The 25278-nt window shown below is 68.9% G+C and carries 25 protein-coding genes and 2 riboswitches; of the genes, 16 read left to right on the top strand and 9 right to left on the bottom strand.

What is annotated here, in order from left to right; genetic code table 11:
- Positions 1 to 7 precede the first annotated feature (7 nt).
- Together pta and ACFU5V_RS18650 are read left to right on the top strand one after the other, a co-directional pair.
- Positions 8 to 2128, top strand: coding sequence for a phosphate acetyltransferase (pta, locus tag ACFU5V_RS18655; protein WP_378701115.1), 2121 nt, complete (start codon positions 8 to 10; stop codon positions 2126 to 2128).
- Positions 2125 to 3327 carry an acetate kinase gene (locus ACFU5V_RS18650; protein ID WP_378701113.1) on the top strand — a complete coding sequence of 401 codons (1203 nt, stop codon included), beginning with the start codon at positions 2125 to 2127 and terminating at the stop codon, positions 3325 to 3327. Before pta ends, ACFU5V_RS18650 begins: the two co-directional genes overlap by 4 nt.
- A 3-nt stretch (positions 3328 to 3330) precedes the next feature.
- Here the strand turns inward: ACFU5V_RS18650 and ACFU5V_RS18645 are convergent, their stop codons facing one another.
- Genes ACFU5V_RS18645 through ACFU5V_RS18635 form a run of 3 tightly spaced genes read right to left on the bottom strand, consistent with a single transcriptional unit; the run spans position 3331 to position 8014 of the window.
- Positions 3331 to 5652: a tetratricopeptide repeat protein gene (locus ACFU5V_RS18645; RefSeq protein ID WP_378701111.1), complete on the bottom strand. Its 2322-nt coding sequence runs from the start codon at positions 5650 to 5652 to the stop codon at positions 3331 to 3333.
- Positions 5653 to 5660: 8 nt separating this feature from the next.
- A complete protein-coding gene (locus tag ACFU5V_RS18640) occupies positions 5661 to 6635 on the bottom strand; it encodes a glutamate ABC transporter substrate-binding protein (RefSeq protein WP_378701109.1) in 975 nt (324 codons plus the stop codon).
- Positions 6632 to 8014 (bottom strand): hypothetical protein, encoded by a 1383-nt coding sequence (locus tag ACFU5V_RS18635; RefSeq protein WP_378701107.1) that lies wholly within the window; start codon positions 8012 to 8014, stop codon positions 6632 to 6634. The genes ACFU5V_RS18640 and ACFU5V_RS18635 overlap by 4 nt, the downstream gene beginning before the upstream one ends.
- 123 nt (positions 8015 to 8137) lie before the next feature.
- Here ACFU5V_RS18635 and ACFU5V_RS18630 point away from each other — a divergent pair, with 123 nt between their 5' ends.
- Complete coding sequence (locus tag ACFU5V_RS18630; RefSeq protein ID WP_378438186.1) at positions 8138 to 8896, top strand: NUDIX domain-containing protein; 759 nt, start codon at positions 8138 to 8140, stop codon at positions 8894 to 8896.
- A gap of 1 nt (position 8897) precedes the next feature.
- Here ACFU5V_RS18630 and thiE read toward each other — a convergent pair whose 3' ends face one another.
- Positions 8898 to 9596: a thiamine phosphate synthase gene (thiE, locus tag ACFU5V_RS18625; protein WP_378438184.1), complete on the bottom strand. Its 699-nt coding sequence runs from the start codon at positions 9594 to 9596 to the stop codon at positions 8898 to 8900.
- Between the two features lie 24 nt (positions 9597 to 9620).
- A riboswitch (TPP riboswitch) is annotated at positions 9621 to 9735 on the top strand.
- Between thiE and thiO the strand changes: the two genes are divergently transcribed.
- From thiO to ACFU5V_RS18590, 7 genes are all read left to right on the top strand, one after another.
- Complete coding sequence (thiO, locus tag ACFU5V_RS18620; protein WP_378701105.1) at positions 9732 to 10799, top strand: glycine oxidase ThiO; 1068 nt, start codon at positions 9732 to 9734, stop codon at positions 10797 to 10799. It overlaps the preceding riboswitch by 4 nt.
- A 2-nt stretch (positions 10800 to 10801) precedes the next feature.
- Positions 10802 to 11026, top strand: a complete 225-nt coding sequence (gene thiS, locus ACFU5V_RS18615; protein WP_012689107.1) for a sulfur carrier protein ThiS — start codon at positions 10802 to 10804, stop codon at positions 11024 to 11026.
- Complete coding sequence (locus ACFU5V_RS18610; protein ID WP_378438179.1) at positions 11019 to 11786, top strand: thiazole synthase; 768 nt, start codon at positions 11019 to 11021, stop codon at positions 11784 to 11786. Before thiS ends, ACFU5V_RS18610 begins: the two co-directional genes overlap by 8 nt.
- Before the next feature lie 112 nt (positions 11787 to 11898).
- On the top strand, positions 11899 to 12840 hold the full coding sequence (locus tag ACFU5V_RS18605; protein WP_011594987.1) for an ABC transporter ATP-binding protein: 942 nt from the start codon (positions 11899 to 11901) through the stop codon (positions 12838 to 12840).
- Complete coding sequence (locus tag ACFU5V_RS18600) at positions 12840 to 13634, top strand: ABC transporter permease (RefSeq protein WP_378438176.1); 795 nt, start codon at positions 12840 to 12842, stop codon at positions 13632 to 13634. The genes ACFU5V_RS18605 and ACFU5V_RS18600 overlap by 1 nt, the downstream gene beginning before the upstream one ends.
- A 145-nt stretch (positions 13635 to 13779) precedes the next feature.
- Complete coding sequence (locus ACFU5V_RS18595) at positions 13780 to 15234, top strand: M20/M25/M40 family metallo-hydrolase (protein ID WP_378701103.1); 1455 nt, start codon at positions 13780 to 13782, stop codon at positions 15232 to 15234.
- A gap of 52 nt (positions 15235 to 15286) precedes the next feature.
- Complete coding sequence (locus ACFU5V_RS18590; RefSeq protein WP_378701100.1) at positions 15287 to 16141, top strand: adenylate/guanylate cyclase domain-containing protein; 855 nt, start codon at positions 15287 to 15289, stop codon at positions 16139 to 16141.
- A gap of 32 nt (positions 16142 to 16173) precedes the next feature.
- Here ACFU5V_RS18590 and thiD read toward each other — a convergent pair whose 3' ends face one another.
- Positions 16174 to 17019, bottom strand: a complete 846-nt coding sequence (thiD, locus tag ACFU5V_RS18585; protein ID WP_378435760.1) for a bifunctional hydroxymethylpyrimidine kinase/phosphomethylpyrimidine kinase — start codon at positions 17017 to 17019, stop codon at positions 16174 to 16176.
- 10 nt (positions 17020 to 17029) lie between these two features.
- Positions 17030 to 18676, bottom strand: a complete 1647-nt coding sequence (thiC, locus tag ACFU5V_RS18580) for a phosphomethylpyrimidine synthase ThiC (protein ID WP_378701097.1) — start codon at positions 18674 to 18676, stop codon at positions 17030 to 17032.
- Positions 18669 to 18776: riboswitch (TPP riboswitch) on the bottom strand. It overlaps the preceding gene by 8 nt.
- Before the next feature lie 133 nt (positions 18777 to 18909).
- Here thiC and ACFU5V_RS18575 point away from each other — a divergent pair.
- Entirely contained in the window at positions 18910 to 19293 is a 384-nt protein-coding gene (locus ACFU5V_RS18575; RefSeq protein WP_378701095.1) for a GNAT family N-acetyltransferase, read from the top strand.
- A 100-nt stretch (positions 19294 to 19393) separates the two neighbouring features.
- Positions 19394 to 19756, top strand: a complete 363-nt coding sequence (locus tag ACFU5V_RS18570) for a GNAT family N-acetyltransferase (RefSeq protein WP_378701093.1) — start codon at positions 19394 to 19396, stop codon at positions 19754 to 19756.
- A 36-nt stretch (positions 19757 to 19792) separates the two neighbouring features.
- Here ACFU5V_RS18570 and ACFU5V_RS18565 read toward each other — a convergent pair whose 3' ends face one another.
- Genes ACFU5V_RS18565 through ACFU5V_RS18555 form a run of 3 tightly spaced genes read right to left on the bottom strand, consistent with a single transcriptional unit; the run spans position 19793 to position 22176 of the window.
- On the bottom strand, positions 19793 to 20596 hold the full coding sequence (locus tag ACFU5V_RS18565; RefSeq protein ID WP_378701091.1) for an exodeoxyribonuclease III: 804 nt from the start codon (positions 20594 to 20596) through the stop codon (positions 19793 to 19795).
- Positions 20597 to 20630: 34 nt separating this feature from the next.
- Positions 20631 to 21596, bottom strand: a complete 966-nt coding sequence (locus ACFU5V_RS18560; RefSeq protein ID WP_378701088.1) for a GNAT family N-acetyltransferase — start codon at positions 21594 to 21596, stop codon at positions 20631 to 20633.
- The gene (locus ACFU5V_RS18555) at positions 21586 to 22176 is read right to left on the bottom strand and encodes a peptide deformylase (RefSeq protein ID WP_087558902.1); all 591 of its coding nucleotides are present in this window, start codon (positions 22174 to 22176) and stop codon (positions 21586 to 21588) included. Before ACFU5V_RS18555 ends, ACFU5V_RS18560 begins: the two co-directional genes overlap by 11 nt.
- A gap of 178 nt (positions 22177 to 22354) precedes the next feature.
- On the opposite strand from ACFU5V_RS18555, the gene ACFU5V_RS18550 reads away from it, so the two are divergent.
- From ACFU5V_RS18550 to ACFU5V_RS18535, 4 genes are all read left to right on the top strand, one after another.
- Positions 22355 to 22696: a DUF3263 domain-containing protein gene (locus ACFU5V_RS18550; RefSeq protein ID WP_087558901.1), complete on the top strand. Its 342-nt coding sequence runs from the start codon at positions 22355 to 22357 to the stop codon at positions 22694 to 22696.
- 24 nt (positions 22697 to 22720) lie between these two features.
- Positions 22721 to 23269 (top strand): LytR C-terminal domain-containing protein, encoded by a 549-nt coding sequence (locus ACFU5V_RS18545; RefSeq protein WP_378701084.1) that lies wholly within the window; start codon positions 22721 to 22723, stop codon positions 23267 to 23269.
- Between the two features lie 73 nt (positions 23270 to 23342).
- A complete protein-coding gene (locus ACFU5V_RS18540) occupies positions 23343 to 24044 on the top strand; it encodes a superoxide dismutase family protein (RefSeq protein WP_378435743.1) in 702 nt (233 codons plus the stop codon).
- A gap of 75 nt (positions 24045 to 24119) precedes the next feature.
- On the top strand, positions 24120 to 25244 hold the full coding sequence (locus tag ACFU5V_RS18535) for a glutamate--cysteine ligase (protein ID WP_378701082.1): 1125 nt from the start codon (positions 24120 to 24122) through the stop codon (positions 25242 to 25244).
- The last annotated feature ends 34 nt before the right edge of the window (positions 25245 to 25278 follow it).

Here is a 25278-nt window from a genome sequence, read left to right as displayed (position 1 = left end):
ATACGCTATGGCCATGGCTGCGCCCGCGACACCTTCGCCTGTGAATCCACCCGCACGTCCTCAGCCGTCGAGTATCTTCATCGCCTCACCGGAGGGGGACACCGGAAAGTCCACCATCGCGCTGGGTGTCCTGCAGATGCTGTGCGCGTCGGCCGCGAGGGTGGGTGTTTTCCGTCCCATTGCCCGGTCGACGGAGGAGACCGATTACATCCTCGAGTTGCTCCTCGAACACACGACGGCCGACCTCGGGTACGAGGAGTCGCTAGGGGTGACGTACGAGCATGTCCACGCCGACCCGGAGGGCGCGCTCAGCGAGATCGTCGCCCGGTACCACCAGGTGGCGGCGCAGTGCGACGCCGTCGTGGTGATCGGCAGCGATTACACCGACGTGGCGAGCCCGAGCGAGCTCGGCTACAACGCCAGGATCGCCGTGAACCTGGGCGCACCGGTGCTGCTCGCTGTGAAGGGAGTCCGGCGCACTCCCGAGGAGGTCGCGCAGCTCGCCCAGCTCGCCATCGGTGAACTGACCAGTCACCACGCGCACCTGCTGGCGGTGGTCGCCAACCGATGCAACCCCGACGAACTCGACGCCGTCACCGACGCGTTGGCGTCGACCGGTGTGCCCGCGTGGAGCCTGCCCGAGATTCCGCTGCTGGTCGCACCGACCATGGCCGAACTCCTCGAGTCGATCGACGGCAGCCTGTTCAGCGGCGACCCCGAGTTGCTGCACCGGGAGGCGCTGCGGGTGCTGGTCGGCGGAATGACGGCCGAGCACATTCTCGAGCGGCTGACGGAGGGCACGGTGGTGATCGCCCCGGCCGACCGGTCCGACGTGCTGCTGGCGATGGTGAATGCGCATGAGGCCGAGGGGTTCCCGTCGCTGGCGGGGATCATCATGAACGGTGGGCTGGTGCCGCACCCGGCGATCGCGAAGCTGATGGCCGGCCTCAAGCCGCGGTTGCCGATCCTCACCACCGATCTGGGCACGTTCGACACGGCCAGTGCGGCCGCTCAGACCCGTGGCCGGGTGGCGGTCGGCTCGCAGCGCAAGATCGACACCGCCCTGAGCGTCATGGAACTCCGGGTGGACGCGCCGACCTTGTTGGAGCGGTTGAAGCTGCCCATCCCGTCGGTGGTGACTCCGCAGATGTTCGAATACCAGCTGATCGACCGTGCCCGCCGGAACCGAAAGCACGTCGTGCTTCCGGAGGGGGACGACGACCGCATCCTCCGGGCGGCGGGGAGGCTGATGCAACGGCAGGTGGCGCAGCTGACCATTCTCGGCGACGAGGTGCAGGTGCGTCGCCGCGCGGCGGAACTCGGTGTCGACCTCGCGGAAGCTCAGGTCCTCGACCCGCGGACGTCCGAGCATGCCGGGCCGTTCGCGGAGGAGTACGCGCGGCTCCGCGCCCACAAGGGCATGACGGTGGACCGCGCCCGCGAGGTGATGACCGACATCTCGTACTTCGGAACCATGATGGTGCACTTGGGAATCGCGGACGGCATGGTGTCCGGTGCCGCGCACACCACGGCGCACACCATCCGGCCGTCGTTCGAGATCATCAAGACGCAGCCGGGTGTGTCCACCGTGTCGAGTGTGTTCCTGATGTGTCTGTCCGACCGGGTGCTCGCGTACGGTGACTGCGCGGTGGTGCCCGACCCGACGGCCGAGCAGCTGGCCGACATCGCGATCTCCTCGGCGCAGACGGCGTCGCAGTTCGGCATCGATCCGCGCATCGCGATGTTGTCGTACTCGACTGGCGACTCCGGCAGCGGTGCGGATGTCGACAAGGTGCGCTCGGGAACGACACTCGTCCGCGAGCGTCGCCCGGACCTGTTGGTGGAAGGCCCCATTCAGTACGACGCCGCCATCGAGCAGAGCGTGGCCGACAAGAAGATGCCCGGTTCGGAGGTGGCGGGCAAGGCGACGGTCTTCATCTTTCCCGACCTCAACACCGGCAACAACACGTACAAGGCGGTGCAGCGCAGTGCCGGAGCGATCGCGGTCGGGCCGGTGCTGCAGGGTCTCAACAAGCCCGTCAACGACCTGTCGCGAGGGGCGTTGGTCGAGGACATCGTGAACACCGTGGCGATCACGGCGATCCAGGCGCAGGGAGCAGAGCAGTGAGCGAAGGCAGCGAAGGTTCCGTCCTGGTGGTCAACTCCGGTTCGTCGTCGATCAAGTTTCAGCTGGTCCACCCGGATACCGGGAAGTCCTCGGCGTCCGGTCTCATCGAGAGGATCGGGGAACCCGAGGGGCGCATCGTGTATCACCACCGCACCGGGCTGGCGGAGCGCCACGTCCACATCGCCGACCACCGGGCGGGGCTGAAGATGGTGGCGGACATCGTCGCCGAGGTGGGGCGTCCGCTGCAGGAGGCGGGGATCGTCGCGGTCGGGCACCGCATCGTCCACGGCGGCGACGTATTCTACGAGCCGACCATCATCGACGACGCGGTGGTGCAATCGATCTCGGATCTGTCGACGCTTGCCCCGCTGCACAATCCGGCGAACGTGATCGGGATCGAGGTGGCGCGCGAGGAGTTGCCGGACATCCCGCACGTCGCGGTGTTCGACACCGCGTTCTTCCATACGTTGCCCGCGGCGGCGTCGACGTATGCGATCGACCGGACGGTCGCGCAGGAGCACGCCATCCGGCGATACGGCTTCCACGGCACCTCACATCAGTACGTGTCGGGGCGGGCGGCGGAGTTCCTCGGGCGGGACCTGTCGGAGCTGAATCAGATCGTGCTGCACCTCGGGAACGGCGCGTCGGCGTCCGCGATCCGCGGGGGACTGGCCGTTGACACGTCCATGGGCCTGACTCCGCTCGAGGGTCTCGTCATGGGCACGCGGTCCGGCGACGTCGACCCCGGGGTGATCCTGCACCTGCACCGCAGCGGCATGGGTGTCGATCAGATCGACGACCTGCTGAACCGGCACTCCGGACTCAAGGGCCTGTCCGGGGTCAACGATTTCCGGGCGCTGCTGGCACTCGTCGGCAAGGGCGACGAGAACGCGGCGCTGGCGTACGACGTGTACGTGCACCGGCTCCGCAAGTACATCGGCGCCTACCTGGTGGAACTGGGCGGTGTCGACGTCATCACGTTCACCGGGGGAGTCGGCGAGAACAACGTCGACGTCCGCCGCGACAGCCTGGCGGGGCTGGGCCGCCTCGGCATCGTCGTCGACGACGACCGCAACCGCGCGGATTCCCGGGACGCCCGCCGCATCTCGGCGGACGAGTCCGACGTCCAGGTGCTGGTCGTGCCGACCAACGAGGAGTTGGCGATCGCCCGTGCGGCGGTGGAGCTGGTCGGGGCCTGACGGTTACAACAGACTCCTGGGCCTGATGGCGTTGGCGAGGTCCACCAGCTTGTACCGGTGGGTGCGTTCGGGGGCGTTGCGGGCCAGCGCCCGCAGACCGGCCTCGGCGCCCTTGCGTAGGCCCCGTTCTGTGAACGGCACCCCCAGGATCTGCTCCAGTTCCGTCGCAGACGTGTGACCGGCACGCATCCAGTCCAGCGCCGTGCCCAGTACGAGCGTGCGCATCTGCAGCGCCCGGCTCTCCTCGGGTGCGAGCGCGGTGACGCGGAGTGCCGCCTCCCGGAGCGCCACCTCGTCGATCTCCTCGATCGGCCCGCCGGACAGCAGCATCAGCACACTCGTCATCCGGGCCATGGTGAAGTGCCGGGACGTCGCGGGAACCTGATCGAGGGCGGCGATGGCGCCAGGTAGGTCTCCGCGTTCGGTGAGTTGGCGCGCGAGCCCGAACGCGGCACTGACCAGGCTGTGGTCGGTGCGCCACACCGTCCGGTAGTACGTCTCGGCGAACGTCCGCCACCGGTGGGAATCGGAGCTGTCGCAGTGCTGCAGCATCAGTTCGGCGGTGGCCGCCAGCGCAAGTTTGGGAGCGGTCTCACCGGGCATCGCCTGCAATACGGCCTCGAACCGGGAGAACGCCGCCTCGTAGTCGCCGTCGATGAGCGTCGCGAGTCCGGCGTACCAGGCGACCCGCCAGTTCCCGCCCATTTCTGCCTCCAGGTCGCGGAGGAGTGTGGTGGCGGTGGCGGCGTCCCCGAGGTCGAGGTGCGCCTTGATCTCGGCGAGGGTCAGTTCCCGGGAGAACGACACTTCGAGGTCGCCGACGACACGCTCGATCCCGTTCTCGCGGGCGTGTCGAATGGAATCGAGGGTCTGCTGCGGTTCGCTGTGCACCGCGGCGGCCAGGAGCTGGGCGTTGGGATCGGCCGGGTCGATCAACGGCACCGCCAGCGCCTGCGCCACCGACAGCGGGTCGAGATTCCTGTCCCGTTCGACGCCGTCGACGTACACGTCCGTCTGCTCGACCGCCTCGTCGGTGCCGAAAGTCGTTCGCTGCTTGCTGAACACGGTCGACAGCCCGGGATGCTCCTCTCCGGTCTGCTGCGCGAGCACCTCGCGGAGCACGGCGGTGAGCTGACCGGCCATCTCCTCCGCGGACGCGAAACGCCTGCTCGGATCGGGGTCCGTGGCGCGCAACAGGAGTCGGTGGAAGAACTCGTATTCCGCGAGGAGGGGCGCCTGCTCCGGGGACGGGATGCCGTCGAGGTACCTGCCCTTGTCGGACGGCATGTCGAGCGTCAGCACCGCGAGTGTGCGCCCCACCGTGTAGATGTCGGAGGCCACGGTCGGGCCGGTCCTGACGATCTCCGGGGCCTGATACCCGGGCGTGCCGTACAGGTACCCGTAGTCCTCGATGCCGGCGACGGCCCCGAGGTCGATCAATTTGAGGGCGTCCTCGGTGACCATCACGTTGTCGGGCTTGAGGTCGTTGTACACCAGGCCGGTGGAGTGCAGATATGCCAGTGCGGGAAGGATTTCGAGCACGTACGCGACGGCCTGCTCGACCGGCATGCGCTCGGGCTTCTCGTGCGTCGACAGGACGTCCCGCAGCGAATGGCCGCCCACGTACTCCATGACGATGTAGCCCATCGGGGTCCCGTCGGCCCGGGGGTGCTCCACGAAGTTGAAGATCTTCACGATGCTCGGGTGCGCCACCTCCGCGAGGAACTGGCGTTCGGCCACCGCCACGGCCTGAGCCTCGGCGTCGCCGAAGTGCAACAGCCCCTTGAGGACCACCCACCTGTCGCTGACGTTGCGGTCGATGGCCAGGTAGATCCAGCCGAGGCCGCCGTGCGCGATGCAGCCCTGCACCTCGTACTGGCCGCCGATCAGGTCGTTCGGAGCGAGGAGCGGCCGGAAGTCGTAAGTCGCTCCGCACGAGGGGCACAGACCGAACTCGGAGGCCCCGGACGTGGGGCCGCTGCGGCCGACCGGCTTGTTGCACTTCCAGCAGAAGCGTTTGCCCTCGGGGACCTTCGGGTCGGTCATCACCGCCGAGGCCGGGTCGAGTGTCGTGACGACCGGCACCTCGACGAGTCCGCCGCCGAGACGCAGGCGCTGCCCGGACCGGGTGCGCGGTGAGCGTGTCGAGCGGCCGGTGCCGGACGCGCCCGACGGCCGGGACGTCGGCGCCGCCTGAGTGGCCGGCCCGTCGTCCAGCTCTTCCCGAACCGCCGCCTGGGTGGCCTCGTCCTCGGGTTCCCGGACGGCGGCCTGGGTGGCGAGGTCCGGGTCGGTGGATTCGGGGTTCTTCGAATGTTGCGGCATGCGCCCCCTCAGTCCTGGTACACGGCGGACGGCGGGGCGGGGGACGGGCCCAGCACCGACAGCCACCGGTCGTACATTCTGGTCCAGGTTCCGTCGCCGCGGATCCGTTCGAGTGTGCGGTTGACGAACCGCACGAGGTCCTCGTTCGTCTTGGTGATGCCGACGCCGTACGGTTCGGCGCCCATGCTGTCCCCGACGATCTCGAGGTACGGGTCCTGGGACGCCAGGCCGGCGAGGATCGTGTCGTCGGTGCTCACCGCGTCGACCTGCCGCTGCTGGAGGACCACCAGGCAGTCGGACCACATGGGGACCGTAAGGATCTCGGCGGTCGGCGCGACCTGCTGCAAGCGGGTCAGCGACGTGGTGCCGCGGACGACGCAGACCCGTTTTCCGTTCAGGTCCGCGGCGCTGCGGATCGGGGAGCCCTTGACGACCAGAACCCGTTGCTGCGCCTCGAAGTACTCGGAGGAGAACGCCACCCTCTCCTTGCGGTCGCAGGTGATGGTCATGGTCTTCGCCACGATGTCGACCATCGACTCCTGCAGCGCCTTCTCACGATTCGCCGACGTGAGGATGCGGTAGTCGAGCCGGTCCGGGTCGCCGAACAGGTCCCGCGAGATCTCCCGGGCGACGTCGACGTCGAAGCCCTCGATGGCGCCGCTCGCGGGATCGCGGAAACTCATCAGGTTGCTGCCCGTGTCGAGCCCGACGACGAGACGCCCCCGCGCGCGGATGGCGTCGACCGTCGGCATCGGCGTGTCGGTGCCGGGGAAGGGCCGCAGGCTCGCGGTGGGGTCGCCGCAGTCCTTCTCGGGAGCGGGTGGGGCGGAGCCGGTGTCGGGGGCCGGTGTCGCCGCTGCGGGCAGCGGGGGTTCGGTGTAGGACAGGCTCGGCGATCCGACGTGCTCCGGAGCGGCCTCGGCGCATCCGCCGATCAGCAACGTGGCCGCCAGCAGCACCGGCGCGATCCGGTGCCGCCTCACTGGTATTCCCTCAACCGAGGCCACAACCCGATGATAATTCCGCAGAGCGCGACGAGTGTGAGGACGACGGCGCCGGAACCGAGTGCGGTCAGCACCCGGGCCGCGGATTCGACGTTCGACCGCAGATGGTCGCGGGCGGTCCCGATCCCGTCGGTGAGCGCGTCGTCGACGGTGGTGAACTGGGCTGCGGAATCCGAGGGTCCCGGCCCGATCGCCACCGTTGCCGCCGAGGCGAAGTCGCCCCGGGCCAGGATCTCGTTCATGCGATCGTGCGCCGAGGACCAGAGTTTCCAAGCGTCCTCGGCGCGCGCGACCTCGTCGTGGCCGACCGCGCGGTCGCCGTCGTGCGGATAGCCGGACAGCAGGGTGTCGAGCTGACCGGACTTGTCCTCGAAGACGGCGTCGTAGCCGCCGTTCGAGTCCCGGCGGACGAGTTTGAGCGTCTCCTCCGTGCGCGCCTGCTGCGCCAGGATGCGCGCCGCCGTCAACTCGTGCATCGGGCGGGCACCCTGGGTCAGCGCGCGCTTGGTGTCGAGTGAGGAGACCAGCCCGGCGACCAGCATCCACACCAGGAGGATCGCGGTGACCGACGACGCCAGGATCAACCCGAGATTGAACGTGCGCCTGCTCAGCCTCGCGAGGACGACCTGCGCGACGAGCAGCGCGACCAGCGCGACGAGGACCAGGATCAGCGCCGTCCACGGCGGGCGGGAATAGTCCCGCTGGATATCCGCGACGTCGGTTTCCTGCCGGGCGTGCAACTCCTGGGCCTTCGGCAGCATGCTCGTCTGCATCAGCGTGGACGCCTCGCTGAGGTAGGCCGCGCCCACCGGGTGACCGGTGCGGTTGTTGGCCCGCGCGGTCTCGACGAGTCCGGAGTAGACGGTGAGGTCGGTGGAGATGGAGGCGAGCAGGCGCCTGCTGTCCACATCGCTGGGGGCGAGCCCGCCCGACGCGTACACGAGGTCGGCGGAGGCCGTGCCGATCGCCTGCGCGTACGTGTCCCGGAGTTCGGGGGGTTCGAGACCACCGGAGATGAACGCCGTCGTGGCCGCGGCGTCCGCCACCGACAGGGCGCTGTAGAGATTCTGCGCCGAGAACGACAGCGGTTCGGTCTCGGCGAGGACGCTGTCGAGGGTGGCTTCCCTGCCGTTCACGGTCGACGCGGCCACGAGTCCGGCGGCCAGGGTGAGCAGCACGAGGAGTACGCCGAGGGCGGTGAGCTTGGCGGGTGTCGACCGCAGGAACGCACGAAGTTCCTTGCGACGTGCGACGGCGGGGTCGACGTCGTCGTCCGCGGCGGCAGACAGGGCGCGGCTGCCGCGGGGTTCGATCGACGGTGCCTCACGCAGAACCACGTCGCACCCCTCCCGTGTCACGGCCGCACCTTGTGGGGAGCATATAAGCAGGAGTCGGTGACTGGGGATATCGGGCAGTTCCGGCAGAAACCGTTAGTGTGAGGGAACTGCAGGGAGACCCATCAGGTCGGACAGGGGTAGTCGATGCGTGGTGACGGTGACGGCTGGGCGACCGGGCCGGACGGCAGTCGTCATTGGGGTAAGCACGGTGCGGCCGGGTTGTTGCTGCGTGCGCCGCTGCCGGACGAGACGCCTGCCGTGCTGCTACAGCACCGCGCGGCCTGGAGCCACCAGGGCGGGACGTGGGCGCTGCCCGGCGGTGCCCGGGACAGCCACGAGACGACCACCCACGCCGCCGTGCGCGAGGCGCACGAGGAAGCCGGCATCGAGAGCGCGGCGATCCGCGTCCGCACCGAGGTCGTCACCATGAAGGCCGCGAGCGGCTGGAGCTACACCACGGTGATCGCCGACGCCGAGCGCCCACTGCCCACCGTCGCGAACGGTGAGAGCACCGAACTGCGCTGGGTGCGGGAAACCGACGTCGCCGGCCTGCCGCTGCACCCCGGATTCGAAGCGGGGTGGCCGCAACTGCGCACCACCGAGGTGCGACTGCTGCTCGACCGGCACGACGTGCTGGGCGACAGCGGCGCGCCGGCGCAGCTGTCGAGGGCACTGCCCCGCACGGTGCACCTGCCCGACGGCACCTACGGGTGGCTGCCGCGCGTCGAGGTGCTCGAGGCACTGGACACGGTCGGCCGCCTCGCCGAACCGGCAGGTCACGGCACCACACTGGGCACGGTGACCGCGGTCGTCACCACCGACCCCCACCTGATCGAACAGTTGCCCGCCACCGTGGTGATCCTGCCGCCCGCCACCGTGCGCGACTGGCTCGCGCAGGCGTGACTCAGCCGTTCTTCTGGAGCAGGGCGGACAGTGAGCGCGCGGCGGCCTGCGGGTCGCGGGCCTCGGTGATGGCCCGCACGACGACGATGCGGTCGGCGCCCGCGGCGAGGATCTCCGGAACCCGGGACTCGTCGATGCCGCCGATCGCGAACCACGGGCGGTTCGGCTCGGAGTCGGCGGTCGAGCGCACCAGGTCGATGCCCGACGCGGTCCGTCCGGGCTTGGTGGGCGTCGCCCACACCGGTCCGGTGCAGAAGTAGTCGACGCCGTCCTCGATTGCCGCGAGGCTGGCCTGGGCGCGGCTGTGCGTGGACCGGCCGATCAGGACGTCGGATCCTACGACGGTGCGCGCGTAGGGGACGGGCAGGTCGCCCTGGCCGAGGTGCAGGACGTCGGCGCCGGCCGCCAGCGCCATGTCGGCCCGGTCGTTCACGGCGAGCAGCGCCCCGTGCCGCCGGGCGGCGGCCGCGAGCACCGACAGTGCCGCCAGTTCGTCCCTGGCGTCCATCGTGCCGAACTTCTTCTCACCGGCCGAGCCCTTGTCTCGGAGCTGGATGATGTCGACGCCGCCGGACAGCGCGGCCTCGGCGAACTGCGCCAGGTCGCCCTTCTCGCGCCGAGCATCGGTGCACAGGTACAAACGTGCTGTTCCGAGGCGGCGCCGACGGTCCGTGAGGTTGCTGTGATGCGAGGTGGTCACGGCATGACGGTAGCCTCTACGGTGAAAGTGCAACACGGGAGTCCCGGGGAACGTGGGGCTGAGAGGGGCTCACGCCGAGCCCGACCGTCATACCTGACCCGGATCATGCCGGCGCAGGAAGTGAGGTGGAGTTCAATGGCGAGATCGGTATCCGTCGTCGGAGGCGGAGTGATCGGCCTGTCGATTGCGTGGCGAGCAGCCCGCAACGGCTGGTCGGTGACGCTGTACGACCCGTCGATCGGTTCGGGAGCGTCCTGGGTGGCGGGCGGCATGCTCGCCCCGCTGTCCGAGGGCTGGCCCGGTGAGGAGAGCGTCCTCGAACTGGGGAGCGCCTCGCTCGACCGGTGGCCCGAATTCGGGAAGGAACTGGAGGCCGGGGCCGGCGTCGACCTGTTCACGTCGGAGAGTTCGCTCACCGTCGCGCTCGACGGCGCCGACGCCGAAGACCTCCGGACCATCGCCGAGTGGGTGGGAGCGCAGGGCCGGGATCTGCAGATCCTGAATCGCGCCGAGGTCCGCGCGCTCGAGCCGATGCTGGGTCGCGGAGTCCGGTTGGGGCTCTTGGCTGTCGACGAACTGGCCGTCGACAACAGGCTGCTCCTGCAGGCGTTGCAACGGTGTGCCGTCGACGCCGGGGTGGAGTTGATCGGTGAGGCCGTGCGCAGTCTCGACGGGCTGGGCACGGACCAGATCGTCGTCACCGCAGGCATCGCGTCACCGGCACTGTGGCCGGGACTTCCGGTGCGTCCGGTGAAGGGCGAGATTCTGCGGTTGCGGGCCCGTCCCGGGGTGACGCCCGCGCCGGGCCGGACCATCCGCGGCAGCGTCCACGGCAGGCCCGCCTACCTGGTGCCGCGCGCCGACGGCATCGTCGTCGGCGCCACCCAGTACGAGTCGGGCAACGACACTCAGGTCACGGTGGCCGGTGTGCGGGACCTGATCGCGGACGCCGAGGCGCTGATGCCCGCCATCGGCGAGTACGAACTGCGTGAGACCTCGGCGGGTCTGCGTCCGATGACCCCGGACAACCTGCCGCTGATCGGCCGGGTGTCCGATCGGGTCGTGGTGGCGACGGGACACGGCCGCAACGGCATCCTGCTCACCCCGGTGACCGCCGACGCGACGGTGGCATTGTTGGAGGGCTCGGCACTGGTCGAGGCGAAGGCCGCCGACCCCGAACGGTTCGAGAAAGTAGCGAGGTAGAGATGAGTGAGCAGCAAGTAGTGGTGCCGATCGGCATCAGCGTCAACGGCGAGGATCACGAGTTCACGGAACCGTTGACCGTCACCGGGCTGCTGGAGGCGCTGAACCTGCCGACCAAGGGCATCGCAGTGGCCGTGAACGGCGCCGTGTTCCCCCGCGCCCGGTGGGACGAGCTCGTGGTCCGGGGCTGGGAGATCGAGATCCTCACGGCGGTGCAGGGTGGCTGACGCGACGCCCGGAGTGCAGAAGGGCCTCACGATCGCGGGCCGCACGTTCGGTTCACGGTTGATCATGGGCACCGGCGGCGCCGCCAACCTGACGGTGCTCGAAGAGGCACTCGTCGCGTCCGGCACCGAGCTGACCACGGTCGCGATGCGCCGCGTCGACGCCGTCGGCGGCACCGGGGTGCTGGACCTGCTGCGCCGGCTCGACATCGCGCCGCTACCCAACACCGCGGGGTGTCGCGGCGCGGCGGAGGCGGTGCTGACGGCGCAACTCGCGCGGGAGGCACTCGACACCGACTGGGTGAAGCTCGAGGTCATCGCCGACGAACGCACCCTCATGCCCGACGCCATCGAGTTGGTCAGCGCCGCCGAGCAACTGGTCGACGACGGATTCGTCGTCCTGCCGTACACCACCGACGACCCGGTCCTGGCCCGCAGGCTCGAGGACGTCGGGTGCGTGGCCGTGATGCCGCTGGGTTCGCCGATCGGCACCGGGCTCGGTATCGCGAACCCGCACAACATCGAGATGATCGTGGAGGGTGCCGGGGTACCGGTCATCCTCGACGCCGGCATCGGGACCGCCAGCGACGCGACCCTCGCGATGGAACTCGGCTGCGACGCCGTTCTGCTGGCCACTGCGGTGACCAGGGCGAAGGATCCGGCGCTGATGGCGTCGGCGATGCGCGGGGCCGTGGTGGCGGGATACGAGGCCCGGCACGCGGGCCGCATCCCCAAGCGGTTCTGGGCGCAGGCGTCGTCGTAGGACTCGGGGTCGTGTCGGGGTCCGGTTCGGGGTCCGACCGGTACCAGGGGACGAGTCGGGAGTAGACCTGCGGCCGATGCGCGCCGGCCGCAGGTTCCGGCATTCTTCTCACATGATTGAAGTGAGGGGACTTTCAAAGACCTTCGGTGCGACGAAGGCGGTGGACAACCTGACGTTCAACGTGAAGCCGGGCATGGTCACCGGCTTTCTCGGCCCGAACGGTGCAGGAAAATCGACGACGATGCGCATGATCCTCGGGCTGGACCGCCCCACGGCGGGCAGCGCGCTGATCGACGGCAAACCGTACAGCGACCTGGTGCAGCCGCTGCGGACGGTGGGGGCCCTGCTCGACGCGAAGTGGGTGCACCCGAACCGCTCGGCCCGCGCCCATCTGCAGTGGATGGCGGCGTCCAACTCGCTCCCGAAGAGCCGCGTCGACGAGGTGCTGCACCTCGTCGGGCTCACCGAGGTGGCGGGGAAGAAGGCCGGCGGGTTCTCGCTCGGCATGTCCCAGCGACTGGGCCTGGCCGCCACGCTGCTCGGCGACCCGAAGGTGCTGCTGTTCGACGAGCCGGTGAACGGGCTCGACCCGGAGGGCATCGTCTGGATCCGGAAGTTCATGCAGCGCCTCGCCGCCGAGGGCCGCACCGTGCTGGTGTCGAGCCACCTGCTGTCCGAGATGGCGCTCACCGCAGAACATCTGGTGGTCATCGGCCGCGGGCGTCTCATCGCCGACACCACCGTGTCCGAGTTCGTCAGCAAGTCCTCGGAATCGACGGTGCGTGTGCGGAGCCCACAGCTGGACGCGCTGCGCAGCGCGCTCACGTCCAACGGACTCACCGTGCGCGAGGACGGATCCGACGGGCAGCAGGCGCTCGTCGTGGTGGATTCGTCGACGGACGTCGTCGGCGGGATCGCCGGTTCGCAGGGCATCGTCCTGCACGAGTTGGCATCTCAGCGCGGATCGCTGGAGGACGCCTTCATGAAGTTGACCGGAGACGACGTGCAGTACCACGCAGAGGGCGTCGAAGATGTGATGAGGGGTGCACTGTAATGGCTGTTCTCAATGCCGAACGGATCAAGATCACGTCGACGAGGTCGCCGTGGTGGTGCACGGTCGTCATCATCGTGCTGGGACTCGGCCTCGCCGCAGTCATCGGGCTCAGCGCAAAGGCCAGCATCAACTCCTTCAACAACCAGATCGCGGACGGTAAGCAACCCGACTTCGATCCGTTCCTGCCGCAGATGGCGGACGCCGTCGGCGGTGTGTCCGGATTCGGCGTACTGGTGCTGATGATCCTCGCCGCGCTCGCCGTGACCAGCGAATACCGGTTCGGCGTCATCCGCACCACGTTCCAGGCGATCCCGAACCGGGCGTCCGTCCTGATCGCGAAGGCAGGCCTGATCGGCGCGTTCGGCGCCGTGCTGACGTTCGTCCTCACGTTCGGTGCGTACGCCATCGCGAAGGCGACGGCCGGCGACCAGGCCGGAGCGGCACTCACACTGACCGGTGCGGACGCGTGGCGGTCGATCTACGGCGTCCCGATCTACGCGTTCCTGTGCGTGGTTCTCGCCGTCGGAGTCGGCACCCTGCTGCGTCAGTCGGCGGGCGCGATCGCCCTGCTGCTGCTGTGGCCGCTGCTGATCGAGAGCCTGTTCAACCTGTTCGGCTCGTTCGGCCAGAAGATCATGCCGTTCCTGCCGTTCCTCAACGCCAACAACTTCCTGGGGGCGCCGCAGGGAGTCGATTTCCACTGGGGCCCGTGGGGCAGCCTCGTGTACTTCGCGGTGTTCGTCTTCGTGATCTTCGGGGCCGGACTGGTGGTCGTCAACAAGCGCGACGCCTGACACCCGATACAGTACTCTCGCCCTGCTCCTCCGCCAGGTGATCGTCGGGAGACCTGGCTGAGGGTGACGGTGGGGCGGGAGCCTGTGGGCCGGTGCGAAATCCATTCGCGCCGGCCCACAGGTGCTTCTGCGTTAGGCTCCCGACATGCGACTACGGGGAGTTGTCACAGTCGGAGTGGCCGGTGCGATGGTCCTGGCCGGGTGCTCGTCGACGAGTGAACCCGATTCGCCGCCGGTCGACGCGAGCGCTCTCGCGGCCTCGGTCACCGAGAGCGGTGTGGTGGGGCACCTCCAGCAATTGCAGACGATCGCCGAGAGCAACGACGGCAACCGCGCGGCCGGAACGTCCGGCTACGACGCGAGCGTCGACTACGTCGCACAGATATTGGAAGACAAGGGCTTCGACGTCCAGACCCCGGAATTCGAATTCCACAAGTTCGACGTGCGGACGGAGGCCCTGCGGTCCGGCGACCGGGACTTCGACGTCCGGGCGCTGTCGTATTCGCCGTCGACCGGTCCGCAGGGGCTCACCGCCCGCCTGGTGCCCGCCGCGAAAGACGACAGTCCGGGATGCGAGGTCACCGATTACGACGGCCTCGACGTGACGGGGGCGATCGTCCTCGTGAACCGCGGGGTGTGCCCGTTCGCGGCCAAGCAGCAGGTGGCGTCCGAACGCGGCGCCGCAGGCGTGATCGTCGTCAACAACGAGGACGGACCGATGAGCGGCGGCACCCTCGGCGACCCGGACGTGGGCCAGGTCCCCACGGGCGGGGTGAGCAAGGCCGACGGCGCCGCGCTCGAACAGGCGGGGGGCGACGTCACCCTCACGCTCGACACGACCACCGAGTCGAGCACCGCGCGCAACGTCATCGCGCAGACGAAGACCGGGTCGACGGAGAACGTCGTGATGGTCGGAGCGCACCTGGACAGCGTCCCCGAGGGCCCCGGCATCAACGACAACGGCACCGGCGTCGCCGCGACCCTCGAAACGGCCGTGCAGCTCGGCGGTTCGCCCGACGTCGACAACGCGGTGCGCTTCGCGTTCTGGGGCGCCGAGGAATTGGGTCTGCTCGGCTCGGAGGCGTACGTCGACAGCCTCGGCGAGGAGCAGCGGAACGATATCGCGCTGTACCTGAACTTCGACATGCTCGGTTCCGAGAACGCCGGCTACCTGGCCTATGACGGCGACAACTCCGACAACGTCGGCGAGGGGCCCGGACCCGAGGGGTCCGCGGGCATCGAGCGCACGTTCACCGAGTTCCTGCAGGGCGACGGCATCGCCGCGGACGGCACGGACTTCGACGGCCGCTCAGACTACGGTCCGTTCATCGAGCACGGCATCCCGTCGGGCGGCGTGTTCAGCGGCGCCGACGAGACGAAGACCCCCGAGCAGGCGCAGAAGTGGGGCGGCACCCCGGGTGTCGTGTACGACAAGAACTACCACAGCGCGACCGATACCCTCGAGAACGTGGACCGGGCCGCGCTCGCCAAGAATGCCGCCGCCGTCGCGTATGCAGTCGGGGTGTACGCGGAGTCGCTCGCGGGCCCGAACGGGGTGCCCGTCGGCGCGGACCGGGAGAAGGCGCGGGCCACCGAGTGATGTCCGATTCGTCACGGGTTTGTGCATGTGACGCTGAGTTACTCTTATTCTCGTGAGCGACGACCCCGCCGAAGAGAACAGTGCCGAGCTCGGCGCTGCGCAGACGCCGAAACGGGGCGACAAGGTGCTGGGCTGGGTGGGGTCGGTGAACCGGCAACCACAGCTGATCGAGGGCCTGCGGAAGGTTCGTCGCGCGCTGCCCGGTGATCCCGCGTTCGGCGACCCACTGTCGACGGCGGGCCCCGGGAGCGCCCGGGCCATCGCTCGCGTCGCCGACCGCTTCCTCGACCACCAGCCGGGCGCGTCCCGCGAGATGAGCCTCGGCGCGCTGCAGGTGTGGCAGGCACTGCTCGAGCGCACCGGACGCGGGCGGGGAACACAGGAGGTGACCATCGTGTTCACCGACCTCGTCGGGTTCTCCAGCTGGTCGCTGCCCGCCGGCGACAGCGCCACCCTCGCCCTGCTGCGCGACGTCGCCCGGGCCGTCGAGACCCCCATCGTCGACCGGGGCGGGCACGTGGTCAAACGACTCGGCGACGGCGTGATGGCCGTGTTCTCCAGCCCCGACCGCGCGATCGACGCCGTCTTTGCCGCGCAGAACGCCCTCGCGGACGTCGAGGTGGACGGCTACCGCCCCCGCATGCGCGTCGGCATCCACACCGGTTCGCCCCGGCAGATCGGCAGCGACTGGCTCGGTGTCGACGTGACCGTCGCGGCCCGCATGATGGAACTGGGCGGCGACGGCAACGTGATGGCGTCGTCCGCCACGCTGTCGAGTCTGCAGCCGGGCACCCTCGACCAACTGGGGGTCGGGGTCAAGCCGTGGCGACGCGCTTTCTTCGCCCCCGCCCCCAGCGGGGTGCCGTCGGACCTCGGTATCTGGCGGTTGCGGCTCCGCCGCCCGTGAGTACTTGTTAACGTCCGGCGGTTAACAAGTACTCACGGGTGCCGCAGGCGCCACAGGGGGGAGACGGGGCCGTGACCGGCGCCCAGGTCGTACGACGCCTCCAGGCACTTGGTCACCCACTCCTTGCCGAACGCCACCGCGTCGGGCACGGACCACCCGTGGGCGAGCGCGCTCGCGATGGCGGCCGCGAGCGTGTCGCCGCCGCCGTGGTCGTTGCCGGTGTCGATCCGGGGACTGCTGAACTCGAGGAATCGGTCGCCGTCGAACAGCAGGTCGGTGCTCGACGCCGACGTCCGCAGATGCCCGCCCTTCACGATCGACCACTGCGCGCCGAGCGCGTGCAGCGCCTCCGCGGCCCGGCGTGCGGTGGCGTCGTCCACCACGTCGATGCCGGTGATCAACCGGATCTCGTCGAGATTCGGGGTGACCACCGTGGCGATCGGGATCAGCGTGTTCCGCACGGCGTCCAGCGCCTCGGCGTGCAGGAGCGGATCGCCGTGCATCGACGCGCACACCGGATCGACGACCAGCGGGACCTGCCGGTCCCGGCCGATCCCGACCTCGGTGCACACGGCGGCGACGGCCTCGATGATGGCCGTCGACGCGAGCATCCCCGTCTTCGCTGCCCCGACCCCGATGTCGTCGACGACGCACCGCACCTGCGCGGCCACCGTCTCCGGCGGAATCTCGTGGAAACCGCTGACCCCCACCGAGTTCTGCACCGTGACCGCGGCGACCGCGACACATGCGTGGACGCCGCACAGCGCCATCGTCCGCGAGTCCGCCTGGATCCCGGCGCCACCGCCGGAATCGGTGCCGGCGATGGTGAGGACGCGGACGGGGGTCTGGCCGTCGGGGGTCAGGGGCAGCAGCTTCACGAAGGGGACCTTACCGATTCTCTGAGGTGACGGATTCGACGGGCAGATACACGCGACCACCTGCGTCGACGAACTCGCTCGACTTCTCGGCCATGCCGGCCTCGATGGCTTCGACCGAATCGAGTCCGTGTTGCCGTGCGTACTCCCGCACGTCGGCGGAGATCCGCATGGAGCAGAATTTCGGACCGCACATCGAGCAGAAGTGGGCCGTCTTCGCCGGCTCGGCGGGCAGCGTCTCGTCGTGGAACTCCCGCGCGGTGTCCGGGTCGAGGGACAGGGCGAACTGGTCGTGCCAGCGGAACTCGAACCGGGCCTTCGACAGCGCGTCGTCCCGTTCCTGCGCCCGCGGATGCTGTTTTGCGAGGTCCGCGGCGTGCGCCGCGATCTTGTACGTGATGACCCCGGTCTTGACGTCGTCCCGGTTCGGCAGTCCCAGGTGCTCCTTAGGGGTGACGTAGCAGAGCATTGCGGTACCGGCCTGCGCGATCATCGCCGCGCCGATCGCGGACGTGATGTGGTCGTACGCCGGTGCGATGTCGGTGGCGAGCGGTCCGAGCGTGTAGAACGGCGCCTCCTCGCACAGCTCCTCCTCGAGTCGCACGTTCTCGACGATCTTGTGCATCGGCACGTGCCCGGGACCTTCGATCATCACCTGCACGCCATGCGATTTCGCGATCTTCGTGAGCTCGCCGAGGGTGCGGAGTTCGGCGAACTGGGCCTCGTCGTTGGCGTCCGCGATGGAGCCGGGGCGCAGGCCGTCGCCGAGCGAGAACGTGACGTCGTAGCGGTGGAGGATTTCGCAGAGTTCGTCGAAGTGGGTGTACAGGAACGATTCCCGGTGATGGGCCAGGCACCACGCCGCCATGATCGAACCGCCGCGGGAGACGATGCCGGTGACCCGGCGCGCGGTCAGCGGGATGTAGCGGAGCAGTACTCCGGCGTGGACCGTCATGTAGTCGACGCCCTGTTCGCACTGCTCGATCACGGTGTCGCGGTAGATCTCCCACGTGAGTGCCGTCGGATCGCCGTTGACCTTCTCCAGCGCCTGGTAGATCGGCACGGTTCCCACGGGCACCGGCGAATTGCGCAGGATCCATTCCCGGGTCTCGTGAATGTTCTTGCCGGTGGACAGGTCCATGATGGTGTCCGCGCCCCACCGCGTCGCCCACACCATCTTCTCGACCTCTTCCGCGATCGACGACGTCACCGCGCTGTTGCCGATGTTCGCGTTGATCTTGACCGCGAACGCCTTGCCGATGATCATCGGCTCGAGTTCGGGGTGGCAGCGGTTGGCCGGGATCACGGCCCGACCCGCCGCGACCTCGGCGCGCACCGTCTCGGGTGAAACACCCTCTCGTGCTGCGCAATACCGCATCTCGGGAGTGACGGTTCCGGCGCGGGCGGCGTCGAGCTGGGTGCCTGCCCGGTCGGCGATCCACGGCGCCCGCAGGTGCGGAAGCCCCGCGTCCAGGTCGATCGTGGCGTCCGCGTCGGTGTACGGGCCCGATGTGTCGTACACGTCGAGGTGCTCACCGTTGGTGAGGTGTACGCGCCGGACCGGCACCCGGACGTCGCCGCCCGACAGCAGGTACTGCTTGGTGCTGCCCTGGATCGGTCCCGTGGTGACGGACGTGGCTGTAGATATGGTTGTGCTCATCGATGATGCTCCCTACGCCGGCATTACCCGGACAGGTTCGACGGTCGACGGCCCTAGCCGTCCTCTCAGCCCGCTGGTGCGAGCCCCCGTGGATGTGTAGTTGTCCCGGAGACTGTAACCGAGATCTCTGTGAGTGAAACATTCGGGGGAAACTTGGACAGCGGTTCCGTGCATCGGTATAAAGGGTGATGAACATCACATTTCGATTACGACACATACCCCAGGAGATAGCCATGCTGACGGACGCGCAGGTTGTGGACGTGATCGACAACGCCGATCAGAACCGATTCGAACTCCGACTGAGTGGTGACCTGGTCGGCATCCTCGGGTATTTCGCCCTCGCGGACACCCCGCCGGGTGCGGGCGCGGGAGTGGGCGTGGTGGCCCGGCCGCCGGGCCAGGGGGGCCGGGGGCGTCAGGCTCCGGTGGTCTCGTTCATGCACACGGTGATCGTGGAGGACTTCGGTCACCGCGGACTCGCCGCACTCATGGTGGGGCGCTCCCTCGACCTCGCGCGCGGGTACGGCTGGAAGGTACGGCCCGTGTGCACCTATGTGCAGCGCTTCGTCGCAGGGCATCCCGAATACCGCGACCTCATGGTCCCGGTGGAGGTCTGACGGCGACGGGACACGAATCGACCACTCGTCGGCAACGAAACGGTTCCGGGGCCGGTGGTTCCGCTCGCGAGGGCGCCCGGGAACTGTTTCCATGAGTGGCATGGATCACATGTCGAACGGTTCCGGCCCGTCGGGGAGCATCACGACCACTGCTGCGCGCGTGCTCGACAACCCCGCCCACGAACGATTCGATCTGTGGCTGGGGGACGAGCTGGTCGGCATCCTCGGCTATCGCGACGAGGACGACATTCCCGGATTCACCGCCAGACCCGGCGAGGTGGTCGCGTTCATGCACACGGTGATCGTGGAAGACCTCGGTGGCCGCGGTCTCGCCGCGGTCCTGGTTCGTGAGGCGCTGGGTTCAGCGCGCCGGCGGGGCTGGAAGGTGCGCCCGATCTGCACGTACGTCCGGCGCTACGTGGCGCTGAACCCGGAGCATCTCGACATTCTGGTCGCCGACTAGACCCCGGGGGCGCCGTTCGTCTCGGGTTGCTGCGTGTCAGTCGCCGAGGTCGACGATGACGGGCGCGTGATCGCTGGCGCCCTTGCCCTTGCGTTCGTTGCGGTCGATCTCGGCCTTGTCGACACGGCCCGCGAGGGCGGGCGACCCGAGCACGAAATCGATGCGCATACCCTGCTTCTTCGGGAACCGCAGCTGGGTGTAGTCCCAGTAGGTGTAGACACCCGGGCCGGGGGTGTGCGGCCGGACGACGTCGGCGAATCCCGATTCGACGAACGCCTGGAAGGCCTCCCGCTCGGGGACGGACGTGTGGGTCTTGCCTTCGAACAGCGCCGGATCCCAGACGTCCTCGTCGGTGGGTGCGACGTTCCAGTCACCGACCAGCGCGATCTGCGCGTCCGGATCACGGTCGAGCCACCCGACCGCATCCGTGTGCAGCTTCGCCAGCCACTCCAGCTTGTACGTGTAGTGCGGATCGGCGAGCTCGCGGCCGTTGGGCACGTACAGGCTCCAGACGCGGACGCCGTTGCAGGTGGCACCGATGGCGCGCGCTTCCTGCACGGGGGCGACCTCCGGATCCTTGTGGAACCCGGGCTGATCCTCGAAGCCGATCTGCACGTCGTCGAGGCCGACGCGGGACGCGATCGCGACACCGTTCCACTGGCTGAGGCCCACGTGCGCGACCTCGTACCCGAGTTCGCGGAACCGCTCGTACGGGAACTGCTCGTCCTTGCACTTGGTTTCCTGCATCGCCAGCACGTCGACGTCGGACCGCTGGAGCCAGTCCAGGATCCGGTCGGTACGGGCACGAACAGAGTTCACGTTCCAGGTTGCGATGCGCACGGCAGCCACCCTAGCGGCACGCCCCGACAGATTCTCAGCCGCCGGGTTCGGTGGCGTAGCGGTACCGGTGGTGCGCCACGAAGCCGACGTTGCGGTACATCGCCTGCGCGCCCTCGTTCTCGGCGGCGACCTGCAGGCACGCGTGGGTCGCGCCGTGCTCGCGCCCCCAATTGATCATGTCGCCGCAGATCAGGCTGCCGATTCCGCGGCGGCGGTGAGCCTGCGCCACCTCGACCGCGGTGAGCCCGACCCACCGGCGGTCGTCCGGCGCGGTCGTGACGGATCCGCGGGCGACGGCGAGGAGCGCCGAGTCGGCGGCGCCGATCCGGCCGAAGCCGAGCGTCCCGCCGCGGACCGCGTTCAGCACGTCGACCGCGAAGTCGGGCAGCGCGGACCCGCGGTAGCGGTACAGGGCGAGCCAGTCCGGATCCGGGTGATCGGTGACGGTCGTGGTCCGCGGACCCTCGGGCAGCGCCAGATTGTCGACGTCGGCGGCCATCACGACCACTTCGTCGCTGACGTTCCAGCCCGGCGGCACCTCGCCCAGGCGGTCGGGGATCAGCAGCCGCAGCGGGCGGTCCCGCTCGGCGTACCACTCGCGCAGACGGTCGAGCGTGCCGCCGGGGGAGGGGTCGTCCAGGCTCCCGACCGTCCCGCGGTCGCCGAGCGGCGCCGCCGAGTTGGCGCGTCCGGTGAAGCCGTGGCCGTATCGGGCGAGCCAGCCGTCGATCCAAGCGTGCTCGATCCCCGGCCAGCCGTCGGCGGAGGCCAGTTCGAGGGACCGGATCTCGCTCGCCCGCACCGGTCGCGCGGGGACGGCCTTCAGCGCGACCACTCGCCCGGGCTCCACTTCGATCGCGGTGCCGGCCGCATCGCGGACGACCACGACCGGCTCGACGCTCTCGAGCACCCCGATGACGTCGGTCATCGGATGGCTGGACCCGGGCGGCAGCTGGTAGCGCAGCACCACCCGGGCTCCGAGCGGAATGTCAGTCGTCATGCCCGAACGGGTCTTCGACCGTTCCGGGCACCCAGCTGAGACCGGGAACTCCCCAGCCGGCGCGCTTGATGGTCTTCTTGGCGGCGCGTGCGTTGCGGCCGACCAGCATGTCGACGTAGAGGAAACCGTCGAGGTGACCGACCTCGTGCTGCAGCATGCGCGCGAAGAAGTCGCGCCCCTCGATCTCGACGGCATTGCCGTCGGCGTCGGTGCCGGTCACCTTCGCCCACTCGGCCCGGCCGGTGGGGAACTGTTCGCCGGGGACCGACAGGCAGCCCTCGACGTCGTCGTCTGGGTCTGGCATGGTCTCGGGTCGTTCCGACGTCTCGAGGACCGGGTTGACGACGCAGCCCCGGCGGCGGAACGGCTTTCCGGTCTCGTCGACGTCCGGGCAGTCGTAGACGAACAACCGCAGCGGCAGGCCGACCTGGTTGGCGGCGAGCCCGACGCCGTTGGCGGCGTCCATCGTGTCGTACATGTCAGCGATGATGTCTGCGAGTTCCGCAGGTGACTGGGACACCGTCTCGGTCGGTTCGTGCAATACCGGGTCGCCCACGATCCGGATGGGGAGGATGGCCATGGTCGTCAAGGATAGTGCGGCGCGCCCGAGCCGTTCGCACTGCCCGCGGCGTTCGTCGTGGTTGAATAGTCGCTGAAGTACAGCTGTGTAATTCGTTGCTCGGTCGGCCACGCGATCGAGGAGCCGGGGGAACGTGGTTTCGCTGAGGTCGGGCGAGAGCTAGTAGTCGAGGAGTGAGATGGACGGCGCAACAGCGCGTAGTCGGAACCAGTCCGAGCGCATCGACGGCGACACTTCCGTAGGGGTCGACGACGTCGGCAACGACGACGGTCTCTCGCGTCGGGAGCACGACATCCTGTCCTTCGAGCGCCAATGGTGGAAGTACGCCGGCGCGAAGGAAGAAGCGATCAAAGAGCTGTTCGACATGTCCGCCACCCGGTACTACCAGGTACTCAACGCGCTGGTGGACCGGCCCGAGGCACTCGCAGCCGACCCGATGCTCGTGAAGCGCCTGCGACGGCTGCGCGCGAGCAGGCAGAAGGCCCGCGCGGCCCGTCGCCTCGGGTTCGACGTCACGTAGCACCCGGTCGCTAAGGTCGACATCGTGAGTACTCCGAAACCCGAATCGTCCGGCCCGCCGTTACGTGCCCTCGCGATGGTGCTGATCGCCCTCGCGATTCTCTTCGCGGGTCTCGGGTTCGCCTCGCTCGGAGGTTCGGACTCGGAGGAGACCGCAGCCACCGTCACGACCTCGGCGGCTGCCACGACCACCGCCGCCCGTCCGACCACGGCCGCCGGAGCGGCGGGAGGCACCTCGGCTTCCGCGGCGAGCACGACGTCCGGTGCGTCCAGCACCACGAAGGCCGCCGACGCGGCGCCGGTCCCGGTGCGGGTGCTCAACAACAGCAACGTCACGGGTCTCGCGAGCCAGACCGCCACCGAACTGATGTCTTCGGGGTGGACGGTGTCGGAGACCGGCAACTACAGCGACGGCACCATCTCCGAAACCACCGTGTACTACGGGACTTCCGCGGCCGAGAAGGAAGCGGCCACCGAGATCGCGGCGCAACTCGGGGTGTCGGCCGAGCCGAAGTTCCCGGGTATCGCGAATTCGTCCGCCGGTGTGGTCGTCATCGTCACTTCCGCGCAGTAGACCGGACGGTCGGTGCACCGGCGCCGCAGTTATGATCAGGTGCACTTCTTCGCCACCTCAAAGGAGCGGTTTGATGGCCTCGAGTTCTACCCGTCGGATGTCCTGGCGCATTGTCACCCCGGTGGTGGCCATTGCGGCACTCGGACTGACCGCCTGCAGTAACAACGAGGAGCCGACCGACGTTCCCGGCACCACTCCTCCCGTCTGGACCGGCGCCGCCGATCCCAGTGCCGCAGGCGTTCCCGGCGACGCCGAGAGCGGCTCGGGCGAACACGCGGAAAGCGGCGCGCTCACCGCGACGCTGAAGAACGCGGAGGGCGAGAACGTCGGTACCGCCACGTTCAAGCAGTCGGGAAGCCACGTCGAGGTCACCGTGTCCGTCAAGGATCAGACGCCCGGGTTCCACGGGTTCCACGTGCACTCCGTCGGAAAGTGCGAGACGAACTCCGTGGCACCGACCGGCGGTGCGCCCGGAAACTTCCTGTCCGCGGGCGGGCACTTCCAGGCGGCGGGCCACTCGGGGCACCCCGCGAGCGGCGACCTCACCTCGCTGCAGGTGCTCGAGGACGGGACCGCCGAGTTGGTCACCAGCACCGACGCCTTCACGGTCGAGGATCTGAAGAACGGCGACAGCGGCACCGCGGTCATGATCCACTCGGGTCCCGACAATTTCGCGAACATCCCCACCCGGTACGCACCCGCTCCCGATCAGGAAACCCTGAACACCGGTGACGCAGGCTCTCGTGTGGCCTGCGGTGTCATCGGCGCCGGCTGAGTCGCGTGACACCCCGGCTGCGGCCGGGGTGTCGGTACGCTGCCGCGCACTGCGGCCTGTGGTTGGATCGAAACCGTGGTAGTTCCCTTTCCAGGTTCGCCGCGGCCGACACTGGGTGTCGAGTGGGAGATCGCGCTGGTCGACAGGGTCACGCGGGATCTCTCCAACACGGCCGCGGAGGTGTTCGACGCGGTCGCGAATCTCGCGGGTCCGGAGGATCCGCGGATCACCAAGGAGTTGCTGCGCAACACCGTCGAACTCGTCACCGGCATCCACTCCACCGTCGGTGAGGCGATGGACGACCTCGACGAGTCGCTCGACCTGTTGCGGCGGGCGGCGAACCCGCTCGGCGTCGATCTCATCTGCGCCGGAACGCACCCGTTCGCGCAGTGGTCGACCCAATTGGTCACGCGGACACCGGATTACGACGAGCTGATCGAGCGCACCCAGTGGTGGGGCCGTCAGATGCTGATCTGGGGTGTGCACGTCCACGTGGGGGTGTCGTCGCCGCAGAAGGTGTTCCCGATCCTCAACGCGCTCTTGCAGCGGTACCCGCATCTGCTCGCGCTGTCCGCGTCCTCACCGATGTGGGCGGGCGTCAACACGGGGTACGCGAGCAATCGCGCCCTGATGTTCCAGCAGCTTCCCACTGCGGGGCTGCCGTACCAGTTCGCGAACTGGGCGCAGTACGAGGATTTCATCAGCGACCAGATGAAGACCGGCGTAATCACCAAGATCGGCGGGATGCACTGGGACATCCGGCCCGCGCCGCGGTGGGGCACCATCGAGGTCCGCGTCTTCGACGGGATCTCCACCCGCGCCGAACTCGGTTCTCTCGTCGCGCTCGTGCACTGCCTGATCGTCGACCTGGACCGGCGTTTCGAGGCGGGCGAGAACCTGCCGAACCTGCAGCCGTGGCACGTGAAGGAAAACAAGTGGCGGGCCGCGCGGTACGGACTCGACGCCGAGATCATTCTCGACGAGGACAGCAACGAGCGACTCGTCACCGACGACCTGAACGACCTGCTGGAGAAGCTGGCGCCGACCGCGGTGCGGCTCGGGTGCGCGGACGAATTGGCCGCCGTGGCGGAGATTCCCCGCCGCGGCGCCTCCTATCAGCGGCAACGTCAGGTCGCGGAGGCGACCGGCGGTGACCTGGTGGCAGTCGTCGACGCGCTGGTGAAAGAGCTCGGGACCTGAAAGCCGGTCTCGGGCAGGGCGCTCGTCCACTTGC

It is taken from the genome of Rhodococcus sp. NPDC057529, assembly GCF_042802055.1.
Classification (GTDB): Bacteria; Actinomycetota; Actinomycetes; order Mycobacteriales; family Mycobacteriaceae; genus Rhodococcus_F.
This window is presented reverse-complemented; position numbering and strand designations above follow the sequence as displayed.

What these genes read in the sequence shown, in the direction of transcription:
- ACFU5V_RS18555 (WP_087558902.1), bottom strand. Translation starts at nt 22,176, where the DNA reads ATGGCCATCCTCCCCATCCGGATCGTGGGCGACCCGGTATTGCACGAA.
- ACFU5V_RS18540 (WP_378435743.1), top strand. Translation starts at nt 23,343, where the DNA reads ATGGCCTCGAGTTCTACCCGTCGGATGTCCTGGCGCATTGTCACCCCG.
- ACFU5V_RS18630 (WP_378438186.1), top strand. Translation starts at nt 8,138, where the DNA reads ATGCGTGGTGACGGTGACGGCTGGGCGACCGGGCCGGACGGCAGTCGT.
- thiO (WP_378701105.1), top strand. Translation starts at nt 9,732, where the DNA reads ATGGCGAGATCGGTATCCGTCGTCGGAGGCGGAGTGATCGGCCTGTCG.
- ACFU5V_RS18605 (WP_011594987.1), top strand. Translation starts at nt 11,899, where the DNA reads ATGATTGAAGTGAGGGGACTTTCAAAGACCTTCGGTGCGACGAAGGCG.
- ACFU5V_RS18570 (WP_378701093.1), top strand. Translation starts at nt 19,394, where the DNA reads ATGGATCACATGTCGAACGGTTCCGGCCCGTCGGGGAGCATCACGACC.
- ACFU5V_RS18600 (WP_378438176.1), top strand. Translation starts at nt 12,840, where the DNA reads ATGGCTGTTCTCAATGCCGAACGGATCAAGATCACGTCGACGAGGTCG.
- thiS (WP_012689107.1), top strand. Translation starts at nt 10,802, where the DNA reads ATGAGTGAGCAGCAAGTAGTGGTGCCGATCGGCATCAGCGTCAACGGC.
- ACFU5V_RS18560 (WP_378701088.1), bottom strand. Translation starts at nt 21,596, where the DNA reads ATGACGACTGACATTCCGCTCGGAGCCCGGGTGGTGCTGCGCTACCAG.
- thiC (WP_378701097.1), bottom strand. Translation starts at nt 18,676, where the DNA reads ATGAGCACAACCATATCTACAGCCACGTCCGTCACCACGGGACCGATC.
- ACFU5V_RS18550 (WP_087558901.1), top strand. Translation starts at nt 22,355, where the DNA reads ATGGACGGCGCAACAGCGCGTAGTCGGAACCAGTCCGAGCGCATCGAC.
- pta (WP_378701115.1), top strand. Translation starts at nt 8, where the DNA reads ATGGCCATGGCTGCGCCCGCGACACCTTCGCCTGTGAATCCACCCGCA.
- ACFU5V_RS18575 (WP_378701095.1), top strand. Translation starts at nt 18,910, where the DNA reads ATGCTGACGGACGCGCAGGTTGTGGACGTGATCGACAACGCCGATCAG.
- ACFU5V_RS18645 (WP_378701111.1), bottom strand. Translation starts at nt 5,652, where the DNA reads ATGCCGCAACATTCGAAGAACCCCGAATCCACCGACCCGGACCTCGCC.
- ACFU5V_RS18595 (WP_378701103.1), top strand. Translation starts at nt 13,780, where the DNA reads ATGCGACTACGGGGAGTTGTCACAGTCGGAGTGGCCGGTGCGATGGTC.